The sequence below is a fragment of the Proteiniborus ethanoligenes genome (assembly GCF_900107485.1).
GTDB classification, from domain to species: domain Bacteria; phylum Bacillota; class Clostridia; order Tissierellales; family Proteiniboraceae; genus Proteiniborus; species Proteiniborus ethanoligenes.
The window spans coordinates 12,736-26,024 of record NZ_FNQE01000018.1; the positions used below are offsets into that span (position 1 = coordinate 12,736).

The following is a 13,289-nucleotide window of genomic DNA, read 5'->3' on the forward strand; positions in this document are numbered from 1 at the left end:
TGAGTTTATTCTTCAATAGCATAAAAATATATAACTTCTTTACAGTCATTGTTTATGGACTATTTTATTATAATGGTTTCTCTCCTTGCTTGATAATAAACTTAGATTAAAGATATAATGGTGTTAGAATCCCAAATATAAAATGCAAGGAGGATTTAAATTGATTGTAGGATTAGATATGGGGGGAACCCATATAGATGCAGTAATTATTGAAGATGGGCGGATTATTAAAACAGTTAAAAAACCTAATGACAGGGATAATGTATTTCAATCTATCTGGACTACTTTAAAAGAGCTTCTTTTAGGACATGATAAGTCTAAAATTAGTAGAATTAATTTAAGCACTACTGTATCTACTAATGCAATTGTTGAAAACAATACTTCCTCTGTAGGTATGATTATTCAAAGCGGTCCTGGCCTTCCACATGATTTTTTAGCCTGCGGTGATGAGAATGTATTTATCTCTGGATATGTAAATCATGGTGGAAAATTAGTTAGAGAGTTGGAGTTAAAAGAAATAGAGGAGGCTGTCTCTCTATTTAAAGAAAAAAATATAGAAGCTTGCGCTGTAGTTACTAAATTTTCTAATAGAAATCCAAATCATGAAATAAAGATTAAAGAGCTACTATCTAAAGATTTTTCAAATATTACTATGGGACATACTATGTCTGGAAAGTTAAATTTCCCTAGGAGAGTATTCACTTCTTATTTAAATGCTGCTGTACATAATACCTTTATGAACTTTTCAAATAATATAAGAAGATCCTGTCAAAAAGAAGGAATCCATGCACCCTTATTCATACTTAAAGCTGATGGAGGTACTATGAGTCTTGAGGCAGCTGAAAAAAAACCTGTTGAAACTATTCTTTCAGGTCCAGCTGCTAGCTTTATGGGAATAAGTGCTATGCTTGAAACTGATAAGGATGCTATTTTATTAGATATAGGTGGAACAACTACAGATATATTTTTTCTAGCTGATGGAGTACCGCTATTTGAACCTTTAGGCATCCAGATAAACAGCTACAAAACCTTAGTAAGGTCAGTTTATAGTGTTTCCATCGGCTTAGGTGGAGACAGTAGTATCAATATAGATAAAGGAAATATCAGAATAGGTCCACATCGAGAAGGTAAGCCTTATGCTTTTGGTGGTCCAAAGCCTACTCCAACTGATGCCATGATAGTACTAGGAGAAATACAAGCAGGAGATAGGAAATTAGCTTATGATTCCATGAATATACTAGGTAAACAATTAGGCTTATCAGAATTAGATACAGCTAAGTTAATTCTTGAAACTATGGGAGATATGGTTAAAGATAAGATTAGTGAGCTTTTGTATGAAATAAATAGCAGACCAGTTTATACCGTAAAAGAGCTGCTACATGGAAAAAAACTTAATCCTAAGCTTATCCATATTATTGGTGGTCCTGCTAAGGTTTTAGCTCCATATTTAGAAAAGAAGCTCAGTATTCCATGCCATTGTCCGAAAAACTACCATATAGCTAATGCAGTAGGTGCTGCCCTAGCTAAGCCTACTGCTGAAATAAATATGCTGGCAGACACTTCTCAAGGGATATTATCTGTTTCTGAGCTAGGAATATACGAAAAGATTAATAAGGATTTCTCTTTAGATTCTGCAAGAAAAAAAGCTATAGAATTGCTTAAGGAGCATGCCAAATCTATAGGTGCCTATGCGGAAGAAATAGAGGCTGAAATAGTAGAGGAAAGCTTCTTTAATAAAGTAAGTGGATTTTACACTACTGGTAAAAATATAAGAATAAAGGCTCAAATTAAACCTGGTCTTTTGGAGGTGTTAAACCATGAAGGCTAAAAATAAATTAGGATTAGTTTTTTTCCCTGCATTTGACTGGGCTATTAGCCCTACTCATCCTGAAAGAGAAGAAAGACTCCTTTATACACAGGATCAGTTATTTGAGGAAGGAATTGGGGATATTGAAGGTATACAATTTTATAATCCCATTATAGCTACTGAAAAGGATATTGAGAGAGTACATTTTTGCGTGCCTAATGTTAAGGCGAGAGTTACCCAATCTCATTTAATATCTGTTGGCGGTGCTATAAAGGCTTTTGAAGCAGTTATAGAAAAAGAAGTAGATAAATCCTTTGCTTTAGTCCGCCCACCAGGACATCATGCACAAAGAGTTGTATACGGTGATAGAGGCTTTTGCGTTGTAAATATTGAGGCAGTAATGCTAGAAAGGATAAGACAGGAGTATGGACCATTACGAGTAGCTATTATTGACAGTGATTGTCATCATGGGGATGGGACTCAAGATATATATTGGAATGACAAGGACACATTATTTATTTCCTTTCATCAGGATGGAAGAACTCTTTACCCTGGAACAGGCTCTATAGATGAGTTTGGTGGGCCTGCTGCCTACGGATACAATATAAACATTCCTTTACCTCCACAAACAGGAGACGAAGGTTTTTTATATGTGTTAGATAATGTTGTATTGCCTATATTAGATGACTATAAGCCAGATATAATAATAAACTCTGCCGGTCAAGATAATCATTACACAGACCCTATTACTAATATGAATTTCTCAGCTCAAGGCTATGCAGAGCTTAATCGTAAATTAAATCCACATATGGCTGTTCTTGAAGGTGGTTATTCTATTGAAGGAGCATTGCCCTATGTTAACTTAGGTATAATACTAGCCATGGCCGGACTAGATTATTCTCATGTAGTGGAGCCAGACTATAATCCGGATAAATTAAGGCAATCAGACGAGATTACAGAATATATTAAAAAGCTATCACAGGTAGTATATAATCGTTGGAAGAATAGAGATGCTTTGAGATTAGACCATGTTAAAGGTTTAGATTATATAGATATGTCTAGACAGGTATATTATGATACTGATGGTATTTTAGAAAAACAAGTTCAAAGCTTTTCAATTTGTAAAAAATGCTCTGGAATAAATACAATAAAGTCTAAAAGTGATATAGGCTACAATATATATGCCATAACCATACCTAGAGATGCTTGTTCCTCCTGTATTGATAAAGGCCATAAGCTATACAAAACCATTTCCACTGGAAGCTACTCTAAGGTCTATCTTCAAGACAGAGTAAATGACATGTACTACTCCAAATAAGTAAAGCCTAGGCAAGATTATTACTCTTACCTAGGCTTGTATTTTCTATATATTATATATACTTTATTGAAACTACTTTGTTTTTATTTACATAAAACTCGTCACTAAGACCATCTACTAAAACTAAGCCTCTACCACAGCATCTAAGCTCTAAGGGATCATAAGAATCTTTATCATACACGAATCCGCAACCTTCGTCTATTATTTCTATTTTAACTAGCTTATCCTGCACCTCTAAGACTAATTTAATAAGCTTGTTCTTATCACAATGGTTACCATGTAATGCACTATTTACTATAAGTTCATTTAATATGAGTCTTATATCAAATAATAAAGACTCGTCCTTTATTATCTGACAAAGTCTTTCAAGGATATCATCCATAGTTGATTTTATCTCATATAAATCGCTTTTTATTGTGTGCTTGATTGCAAAATTCAATTTGAATCCCTTCTATCTATATATAGTAATTACAAAACTATTTAGGTATTCTCATTATGATTTTACCCTAAATAACTAGTTCTAATCAAATTTAGGAACACTTATTTAACATTTTGCAATATTTTATACTACTATTATAGTATATATTAATAGTTTTACAAATATAGCTACATTTTTTTATAAATTTGTTATATAATATTAGAAACAAATTAAGTTTAGAATTTGTTTTTAAGGGTATCATTAAGATGTATTTAAAATTATGTGTGAAAGGGGATTATTTTTATGGACAAATATGTATGTATGCCATGTGGGTATGTTTATGATCCTGCTGAAGGGGATCCAGATAACGGTATAGCTCCAGGAACTCCTTTTGAAGAATTACCAGAGGACTGGGTATGTCCAGTATGTGGTGCAGAAAAGGATATGTTTGAAAAAGAAGAATAATATTACATAAACCCCTGAATTTTCAGGGGTTTTAAACTTTACGAGGTTTATCTTGAGAGCATTTTATTCAACTAATTCTAGTATGCTACCAAGCTTCTCCCACACCTTATCTACATTTAATTTCTTAGCTGCTGAAAATGGTATAATTAAATCAGTATTTGACACCTCCAGCTTTTTCTTAATAATTCCTGCATGCTTTTGCCATTGTCCTTTAGATATTTTATCTGCCTTTGTAGCTATTATATAGCCACTGTATCCAAAGGATTTTATCCAATCATACATCATTTTGTCATGCTCTCCAGGCTCATGTCTTATATCTAAAAGCAGCACCACTTCCTTAAGGCTTTTCCTACTGGTTAGATATGTTTCTATCATGTTTGCCCATCGTTGTCTATCAGCCATGGATACCTTTGCATATCCATACCCAGGTAAGTCAACTATTCTAAATTCTCCATTAATATTATAAAAGTTTATGGTCTGAGTTTTGCCAGGCTGAGAACTAGTTCTAGCAAAATTGTTTCTATTTATTAATGTATTAATTAATGAAGATTTACCTACATTAGATCTGCCTGCCAACGCAATTTCAACTAAGCCTTCCTCCGGATATTGGTTTGGCTTTGCAGCTACTGACTCTAATTCTACTTTTTTAATTTTCATTATTATGCTCCTCTTTTACTAAGGCATGGCTTAAAACCTCATCCATAGTCCTTACGAATACAAAATCCATCTTTTTCTTAACTTTTTCTGGGATCTCTTCTGCGTCCTTTTTGTTATCCATAGGAAGAAGTACCTTTGTGATTCCTGCTCTGTTTGCGGCTAATACCTTTTCTTTTATGCCTCCAACAGGTAAAACTCTTCCTCTTAATGTAATCTCTCCAGTCATAGCAACATTTCTGTTTACTGGTACATCGGAAAGTGCTGAAATAACAGCTGTTGCTATAGTTATTCCTGCAGATGGTCCATCTTTTGGAATAGCTCCCTCTGGTACATGTACGTGAATATCCTTATCCTTATAAAAGTTTTCATCTATTTTAAAATTTGAAACCTTTGACCTTATATAGCTTATTCCAGCCATGGCAGATTCCTTCATTACATCTCCTAATTGTCCAGTAAGCTGAAGCTTTCCAGTTCCAATCATAGGTGTTACCTCTATGGACAGAGTTTCACCGCCTACAGCAGTCCAAGCTAATCCTGTTGCTATGCCTACTTGGTGCTCTTCATGTGCTTTTTCGTGTCTATATTTTGGTATGCCCAGATATTTATCTAAGTTTCCGCTGTTGATTCTAACTATTTTAATTTTATCTTCCACTATTCTTTTTGCCGCTTTTCTGCATAGATTTGCTATATTTCTTTCTAGGTTTCTTACACCTGATTCCCTAGTATAGCTGTTTATTATATCTCTTAAAGTATTTTCAGATATGTGAATATTTGCTTCTTTTAATCCATGCTCTTTAATTTGCTTTGGAAGTAAATATCTAAGAGCTATTTCAAGCTTTTCTTCTTCCGTATAGCCTGATATTCTAATAACTTCCATTCTATCAAGAAGTGGTGCTGGTATGGAAGCAGTAGTATTGGCTGTAGTTATGAACATGACCTTGGACAAATCAAAGGGTGCTTCTAAAAAATGATCTGTAAAGGTATTGTTTTGTTCAGGGTCTAATACTTCTAACAGTGCTGATGCTGGATCTCCTCTAAAGTCACTACTCAATTTATCTATTTCATCAAATAGAAATACTGGGTTCTTAGAACCAACCTTTCTAATAGATGATATAACTCTTCCAGGAATTGCACCTACATAAGTTCTCCTATGTCCTCTTATTTCAGCTTCATCCCTTACTCCGCCTAGGGACATTCTGACGAACTTTCTATTAAGAGACTTTGCTATAGACCTAGCTATAGAAGTTTTCCCTACTCCAGGAGGTCCTACTAAGCAAATAATAGGTCCTTTTATTCCCTTTGCCAGCTTTCGAACTGCTAAATATTCAAGTATTCTTTCTTTTACGTCCTCAAGGCCAAAATGATCTTCGTCAAGTATTTCTCTTGATTTCTTAATATCTACTCTATCCTTAGTTTCTTTATCCCAAGGCAAGTCTACTATCCAGTCTAGATAAGTTCTTATAACGCCTGTTTCAGCTGATGATGGAGATAGCTTTAATAGCCTATCTACCTCTTTAAGAGCCTTTTCCTTTACTTCTTCAGGCATTTTTATACTCTCAATCTTTTCCCTATAGTTTTCTACTTCTTCTAGTAGCTCATCATCTTCTCCAAGCTCATATTGTATTGCCTTTAACTGCTCCTTTAGATAGTATTCCTTTTGAACCTTGTTTATTTGCTTTTTAACTCTTTGATTTATTTTTTCTTCTAGCTTTAGTATTTCTATTTCTTCTCTTAATATTATCTGTAATGTTTCCAAGCGCTTATACGGATGTAGTGCTTCTAATATTTTCTGCTTGTTCTCAAGACTAAGAAATATATAAGATGCAATAACATCGGCTAACCTACCAGGCTCCTGGATTTCTGATATGTTTAAAAGAGCTTCTGTTGATAATTTGTTGCCTACAGAAACATATTCTTCAAATGAATCTACAACCATTCTCATAAGAGCTTCCGTTTTCTTATCTTTTTTTATTTCTTCATCATATATCAGCTCTTCTATTTGAACTTCAAAAAAAGGTTCCTCCATTAAAATTTGGGTTATCCTTCCCCTATTGATGCCTTCCACCAATACTCTAATAGAGTCTCCCGGAAGCTTTAATAGTTGCTTTATTTTACATACGGTTCCAATGTGATAAAAGTCCTCTGGTCCAGGCATATCTGTACTTGCTTCTTTTTGAGATGCTAAAAAAACCAAAGAATCATTTACCATAGCTTCCTCTAAGGCATTTATAGATTTATCTCTACCTACATCAAAATGTACAACCATATATGGAAATATAGAAAGTCCTCTTAATGGTATCAATGGTATTTTTCTTTTTTCCACTTTATAATTTTGCTTTTCCATCTTGCTCAACTCCTTTTGCTACTATGTTCATAATATAAACCTTATTTAATAAGTAATTTTGTATATATTATATTAAATATCCAGTTTTCATTAAAGCTATTATACATGTTACCCTAAATACTGGTCTATAGTCAACATTTGTTTGTATTATTCTAACCTTATTCTAACCTTTATTCTAACATATATATTCCATTTTTTCATAAATCTATTGTTAATTTAATAACATGTTTTTAGTTCTTTTATTTTAATCCCATAGTAAAATATCTAATCTATATTTCTCTTAAATATGGCAGGGAGCTTTGAGCTCCTATTCTAGTAACAGTTATGCTTGCTGCTTTTACAGCTAGTTTAATTGCAGATTCCTTATCTAGTCCCTTAGCTAGGAATGTGGCAAAGGCTCCTACAAATGAGTCTCCTGCTGCCGTAGTATCTACTGCCTTTACCTTAATAGCAGGAATATGTTGAATGCTGTTCTCTTTATTAAACCATACTCCCTGTTCTCCTACAGTCATCAAAACATTTTTAAATCCCATGCTCAATAAGCTTTCTACTAGCTCTCTATGATTATTCTCTTGGACTTTTGATATTTGCTTTGCTTCAATTTCATTTACAATTAAATAATCTACATATTTATATATCTTTTCATCAAGCTCCTGTACTGGCGCAGGATTAAATATTATAGTCTTATCCTTTTTTTTCCCTTCAATTATAGATTCTATTACAGTGTCTAGGGGAATCTCAAGCTGTAAAACAATGGTATTACACCAATTAATTAATTCTTTACTTTTATGAAGCCTTTCAGTAGATACTAAAGCATTGGCTCCCGGAACTACTACAATAGAATTGTTGCCTTTTTCATCTACTATGATAGTGGCTATACCTGTAGGTGTGTCTTTAATTTTCTCTATCCTTTCTACATTTATATTTTCTTTTGATAAAGTTTCTACAAGAGTGTTACCGTATACATCATCTCCTACACATCCTATAAATGCTACGTTTGCTCCCATTCTAGCACTGGCAACTGCTTGATTAGCACCTTTACCTCCAGGTATGGTATTAAAGCCAGTTCCAGATATGGTTTCACCTATAGCTGGCATTCTCTCTGCCCTAGTTACTAAATCCATATTCATGCTACCTACAACTAATATATTTGGTATTATCTCCATTTGTTTAGTGCTCCTTTCTATTTAAATTATATTAAACATAGCTTAACTAAATTATCCACATGTATATATGTAATTTCTATTGCCATTATGGTTTCCTACTTAATACATTTTACTATAAAAATTGCTATTGCAATAGGACTTTACCTATGTAATATATAACTTATTATTTAATAGCATTTCTATATATTAAGCTCTTTTCCTTCTTTTCAATAATCCTTTAATCTAGATTATTATTCTTATTAGTTTGATTAGAATAATAATAGTTTAATGAAGAAAAATAAGATTTAAGTAGCTTTAACCACTTTAAAACATTTGACATTTTTTTCATAATGAGATGCTTAGACAATCATAGCCGAACTCCTACAATTGCTCATATTTACCTAGAAAAATCACTTGACATATTTTTGTATTTGTATATATAATTATCTAGAATTTCAATAAATACAATCTATCTAAAGACAGAATTTGAATTCTGTTTTTAGGTCTGTATTTATTAAGCAATATAAACAAATTAAAAAAGAAAGGTTGCTGATGTTAGGGTTGAAAGAAAAAATAACACTTTACGGTTTTAATAACCTTACAAAGACACTTAGTTTCAACATTTATGATGTCTGCTATGCAAAAACCGAAAGAGAGAAACAGGATTATATTGCATATATTGATGAGCAGTATAATTCTGAGCGTTTAACAAAAATTTTGTGCGATGTGACTGAAATAATTGGAGCACATGTGTTAAATATTTCGAAACAGGATTATGATCCTCAGGGAGCAAGTGTTACTATTTTAATAACTGAAGAAGCTATTCCAGTTCATGTAATTGATCCAACCTGTAATAAAGGTAAATTGACTTATGCTTCTTTAAAAGATAGTGTTGTAGGGCACTTAGACAAAAGTCATGTAACAGTGCATACCTATCCTGAATTTCACCCTGATAACGATATAACAACTTTTAGAGTTGATATTGACGTATCCACTTGTGGTAGAATTTCGCCACTTAACGCTTTGGATTATCTTATATCAAGCTTTGATTCAGATATAATAACTATTGACTATCGTGTAAGAGGATTTACAAGAGATGTTGAAGGTAATAAATACTATATGGATCACGATATTACTTCAATTCAAAATTATATAGATGCAAAAACCTTACGAAGATATGATGCAATTGATGTTAATGTTTATCAATCAAATATTTTTCATACTAAAATGATGCTGAACGAAATAAATCTAAACAACTATTTATTTAACAAAGACCCCTATGAATTATCTCCAGATGAACGTCGTGATATTAGAGATAAAATCTCTCGTGAAATGATTGAGATTTTTTATGGAATGAATGTTTACAGGTAATATGGAGGGGATGATAAAATGACTAAGCTTATGCATGAATCAGCACCTATCCATGATGCATTAATCCAGTATAGAAATACTAGAATAGTATCCTTTGACGTTCCAGGTCATAAGCAGGGAAAAGGCAATACTATGCTTAGAGATTTTCTAGGAGATAAATGTCTTTCTGTAGATGTTAATTCAATGAAACCACTTGATAATTTAAACCACCCTACCTCTGTAATTAAAGAAGCAGAAGAATTAGCAGCAGATGCTTTTAATTGTGACAGAGCTTTTTTCATGGTAGGTGGTACATCTTCTTCTGTACAAGGGATGATTATGAGCGTTTGTAAAGAAGGAGATAAAATAATTATGCCTAGAAATGTTCACAGAAGTGCAATAAGTGCCATTATTTTAAGTGGTTCTATTCCTGTATATGTTAGCCCTGGAATAAGCAAAAATCTTGGAATACCTCTAGGTATGTCTTTAAAGGATGTGGAGAAAGCAATCAATGAAAATCCTGATGCTAAGGCTGTTTTCGTAAACAATCCCACATACTATGGTATTTGCTCAGACTTAAAAAGCATTATAGACCTTGCACACAAGAACAATATGCTAGTCCTTGTAGATGAAGCCCATGGAACACATTTTTATTTTGGAGAAAATCTCCCTCCTGCGGCCATGCATTTAGGTGCAGATATGTCTGCAGTTAGCGTCCATAAAACTGGGGGGTCACTTACTCAAAGCTCCCTTTTGTTAGCAAACACAGAAAGAGTAAATCCTGATTATGTAAGGACTATAATTAATTTAACACAAACCACTAGCGGCTCTTATCTTTTACTTTCTTCCCTAGATATTGCTCGAAAAAACTTGGCACTAAACGGCAGGGAAATTTTTTCAAGGATATTAGAGCTTTCAGAATATGCAAGAAATGAAATCAACTCAATAGGTGGATATTATGCTTTTTCAAGGGAAATCATAAATGGTGATAGTATTTATGATTTCGATAGGACCAAGCTTAGTGTCCATACCCTAGATATAGGTCTTGCTGGCATAGAGGTATACGATATGCTCCGTGATGATTATTCTATACAGTTAGAGTTTGGAGATTTAGCTAATTTTCTAGCAATTATTTCTGTAGGTGATACTTATTTTGCAATCGAAAGACTTGTTTCGGCCCTTGCAGAAATTAAACGTACTCATGCTAAAAATAAGGCTAATATGATTGATCATGAATATATTTCTCCAGTTGTAAAGGTTTCACCTAAGACAGCATTTTACTCAAAAAAGAAAAAAGTGGAGTTGAAAAATAGCATAGGTCAGATTAGCGGAGAATCTATAATGTGCTATCCGCCAGGAATACCGATCTTAGCTCCAGGAGAAATGATAACCAAGGAGTCCATTGATTATATTTTATATTCAAAGGAAAAGGGATGTTTGCTTACTGGAGTAGAGGATATGAATATAGAACATATAAATATTTTAGATGCATAGGAAGGTGTAGTTTATGGAATTATGGTATACTGAGGAACATACTGAAAATGTAAGGTTTTCAATTAAAATCAAAAAACAGCTCTATAGTGCTAATAGTCCCTATCAGAAAATAGATGTTTTTGACTCAGAAGAATTCGGTAGATTTTTTACTCTTGATGGACTTATGATGGTAACTGAAAAGGATGAATTTATCTATCATGATATGATTGTTCATGTTCCTATGGCAGCAAAGCCAGACACTAAAAAAGTACTTGTAATTGGTGGTGGCGACGGGGGAACAGTTAGAGAATTAACTCGTTACAGCTCTATTGAGGAAATCCATATGGTTGAAATAGATAAAATGGTCGTAGACGTATGTAGAGAATTTTTGCCGCAAACTGCTCTAAAGCTTGATGACCCAAGAGTTTCTCTTTATTTTGAAGATGGCCTTAAATTTGTTCGTTCAAGGCAAAATGAATACGACCTTATAATTGTAGATTCTACTGACCCTTTTGGTCCTGGTGAAGGTCTTTTTACAAAAGAGTTTTATGGTAATTGCTTTAAAGCACTTAGCGAAGAAGGCATTTTAGTAAATCAACATGAAAGTCCATATTACCAAAGCTATGCTAACGCAATGAAAAGAGCTCACAAGAGAATAAAGGAATATTTCCCTAATTGTAGAGTATATCAAGCTCATATTCCAACATATCCTTCTGGACATTGGCTTTTTGGTTTTGCATCTAAAAAGGTTGACCCTATACTTGACCTAGATGCAGAAAAATGGAACTCTCTAGGAATTGAAACCAAGTATTATAATACAGAACTTCACAAAGGCTCATTTGCATTGCCAAATTATGTAAAGGAAATGATAGAGTATGAAAACAAATAAAAACATACAAAACTTTATCGGTTGTGACAAGGAATACGAAGAAGCAGATATTGTTCTTTTTGGTGCTCCTTACGATGGCACTACCTCCTATAGACCAGGAACAAGATTTGCAGCTAAAGCCATGAGAATGGAAAGTAGCCTTGGCTTTGAAACCTATAGTCCTTATCAAGACAAGGATTTAACCCAAATATCTGTATTTGATCATGGGGATTTAGTTCTTCCTTATGGAGGCCCTGAGCAGATTTTAGATATAATCTCCGATTTTACTAGGGATGTAATAAAAGATAATAAAATTCCTATTATGATTGGAGGGGAGCATTTAGTTACTTTAGGTACTATTAGACCTATAGTTGAAAAATATCCTGATTTGCATATTATTCATTTTGATGCTCACACAGATTTACGTCATGAGTTTTTTGACAAAGAGCTATCTCATGCAACTGTAATGAGGAGAGTTTGGGACCTTGTAGGAGACGGTAAAATATTTCAGATGGGCATTCGCTCAGGGGATAAAACAGAATTTGAATGGGCTAAGGAGCATTTGTATCAAAATAAATATAATTGTAATGATATAGATTATATTATAGAGAAAACGAAAGGCAAGCCTGTTTATGTAACTATTGATCTTGATGTATTGGACCCTTCTGTTTTTCCAGGCACTGGAACTCCTGAGCCTGGTGGAATAGATTTCACTACATTATTAAACTGTATCTTGAAGATGTCAGAATTAAATATTGTAGGTGCAGATATTAATGAGCTATCTCCTCATTATGACCCTAGCGGTGCTTCCACTGCTGTAGCTATTAAAACATTGAGGGAATTGCTTTTAGTATTATAATTTTACCATCTAAAATAGGGGATGAAATCATCCCCTATTCCCATAAAAAGGTCTTATTTAAACCCTAGTCCTTCATCCTTATTTTAAAATCGTGAATTTTCCTATAATTGGAAGCTCCTTTTCTTTTCCCTGTGAAGCATTTATAATTCCCATTACAGCTAGAACAAAGAAAACTAAACCTATAAGTCCGAGGATTGGGCTTATAAACAACCCTAAACGCCATGAAATAGCAAGTAACATTTGTGTTACAATTGTATAAGCAACGCTATAGACAATCCCACATATGGCTAGAATCAAGCCTTGATTTGTATGGTATCTCGCAAATTTAGATTCTTTGGCTGCAAAAAGTGGGATTAATACTAAAATACCTATATATGCTAATATGGCCATAAGCTTATTTTGTTCTATATCACTAGCTTCATATGCTGCAGTATTTGTAGCCATATTCGCCCTAGAACTTTGTATGTTTTCTTCCATAGGCTGCGTGTCTTCTAAATAGGTGCTTGCTCCGCATCCTGGACAAAACTTTACTTCCTCGCTTAATTTTGTTCCACATTTTCCACAGAAAGCCATTATAATATCCTC

The 13,289-nt window shown here is 33.5% G+C and carries 12 protein-coding genes; 7 read left to right on the forward strand and 5 right to left on the reverse strand.

Going from position 1 to position 13,289, the window contains the following annotated elements; translation table 11 throughout:
* Positions 1 to 160: 160 nt before the first annotated feature.
* The gene (locus BLV37_RS08560) at positions 161 to 1,828 is read left to right on the forward strand and encodes a hydantoinase/oxoprolinase family protein (RefSeq protein ID WP_091730037.1); all 1,668 of its coding nucleotides are present in this window, start codon (positions 161 to 163) and stop codon (positions 1,826 to 1,828) included.
* Entirely contained in the window at positions 1,818 to 3,125 is a 1,308-nt protein-coding gene (locus BLV37_RS08565) for a histone deacetylase family protein (RefSeq protein ID WP_091730039.1), read from the forward strand. Before BLV37_RS08560 ends, BLV37_RS08565 begins: the two co-directional genes overlap by 11 nt.
* A gap of 52 nt (positions 3,126 to 3,177) precedes the next feature.
* Here BLV37_RS08565 and BLV37_RS08570 read toward each other — a convergent pair whose 3' ends face one another.
* Positions 3,178 to 3,564, reverse strand: a complete 387-nt coding sequence (locus BLV37_RS08570; RefSeq protein ID WP_208975237.1) for an ATP-binding protein — start codon at positions 3,562 to 3,564, stop codon at positions 3,178 to 3,180.
* 282 nt (positions 3,565 to 3,846) lie between these two features.
* On the opposite strand from BLV37_RS08570, the gene rd reads away from it, so the two are divergent.
* Complete coding sequence (gene rd / locus BLV37_RS08575; RefSeq protein ID WP_091730042.1) at positions 3,847 to 4,008, forward strand: rubredoxin; 162 nt, start codon at positions 3,847 to 3,849, stop codon at positions 4,006 to 4,008.
* Between the two features lie 63 nt (positions 4,009 to 4,071).
* Here the strand turns inward: rd and yihA are convergent, their stop codons facing one another.
* The 3 genes from yihA to rbsK all read right to left on the reverse strand — a co-directional run bounded on the left by yihA (position 4,072) and on the right by rbsK (position 8,175).
* Positions 4,072 to 4,665 (reverse strand): ribosome biogenesis GTP-binding protein YihA/YsxC, encoded by a 594-nt coding sequence (gene yihA / locus BLV37_RS08580; protein ID WP_091730045.1) that lies wholly within the window; start codon positions 4,663 to 4,665, stop codon positions 4,072 to 4,074.
* Positions 4,655 to 7,009, reverse strand: coding sequence for an endopeptidase La (lon, locus tag BLV37_RS08585; RefSeq protein WP_091730048.1), 2,355 nt, complete (start codon positions 7,007 to 7,009; stop codon positions 4,655 to 4,657). The genes yihA and lon overlap by 11 nt, the downstream gene beginning before the upstream one ends.
* A gap of 269 nt (positions 7,010 to 7,278) precedes the next feature.
* A complete protein-coding gene (gene rbsK, locus BLV37_RS08590) occupies positions 7,279 to 8,175 on the reverse strand; it encodes a ribokinase (protein ID WP_091730051.1) in 897 nt (298 codons plus the stop codon).
* 531 nt (positions 8,176 to 8,706) lie between these two features.
* Between rbsK and speD the strand changes: the two genes are divergently transcribed.
* Genes speD through speB form a run of 4 tightly spaced genes read left to right on the forward strand, consistent with a single transcriptional unit; the run spans position 8,707 to position 12,704 of the window.
* The gene (speD, locus tag BLV37_RS08595; protein WP_091730053.1) at positions 8,707 to 9,525 is read left to right on the forward strand and encodes an adenosylmethionine decarboxylase; all 819 of its coding nucleotides are present in this window, start codon (positions 8,707 to 8,709) and stop codon (positions 9,523 to 9,525) included.
* A gap of 18 nt (positions 9,526 to 9,543) precedes the next feature.
* Positions 9,544 to 10,998 carry an aminotransferase class I/II-fold pyridoxal phosphate-dependent enzyme gene (locus BLV37_RS08600; RefSeq protein ID WP_091730055.1) on the forward strand — a complete coding sequence of 485 codons (1,455 nt, stop codon included), beginning with the start codon at positions 9,544 to 9,546 and terminating at the stop codon, positions 10,996 to 10,998.
* Positions 10,999 to 11,011: 13 nt separating this feature from the next.
* Positions 11,012 to 11,866 carry a polyamine aminopropyltransferase gene (gene speE, locus BLV37_RS08605; RefSeq protein ID WP_091730057.1) on the forward strand — a complete coding sequence of 285 codons (855 nt, stop codon included), beginning with the start codon at positions 11,012 to 11,014 and terminating at the stop codon, positions 11,864 to 11,866.
* Positions 11,853 to 12,704: an agmatinase gene (gene speB, locus BLV37_RS08610; RefSeq protein ID WP_091730060.1), complete on the forward strand. Its 852-nt coding sequence runs from the start codon at positions 11,853 to 11,855 to the stop codon at positions 12,702 to 12,704. The genes speE and speB overlap by 14 nt, the downstream gene beginning before the upstream one ends.
* A gap of 78 nt (positions 12,705 to 12,782) precedes the next feature.
* Here the strand turns inward: speB and BLV37_RS08615 are convergent, their stop codons facing one another.
* Positions 12,783 to 13,277 carry a DUF4870 domain-containing protein gene (locus tag BLV37_RS08615; RefSeq protein WP_091730159.1) on the reverse strand — a complete coding sequence of 165 codons (495 nt, stop codon included), beginning with the start codon at positions 13,275 to 13,277 and terminating at the stop codon, positions 12,783 to 12,785.
* Between the last annotated feature and the right edge of the window lie 12 nt (positions 13,278 to 13,289).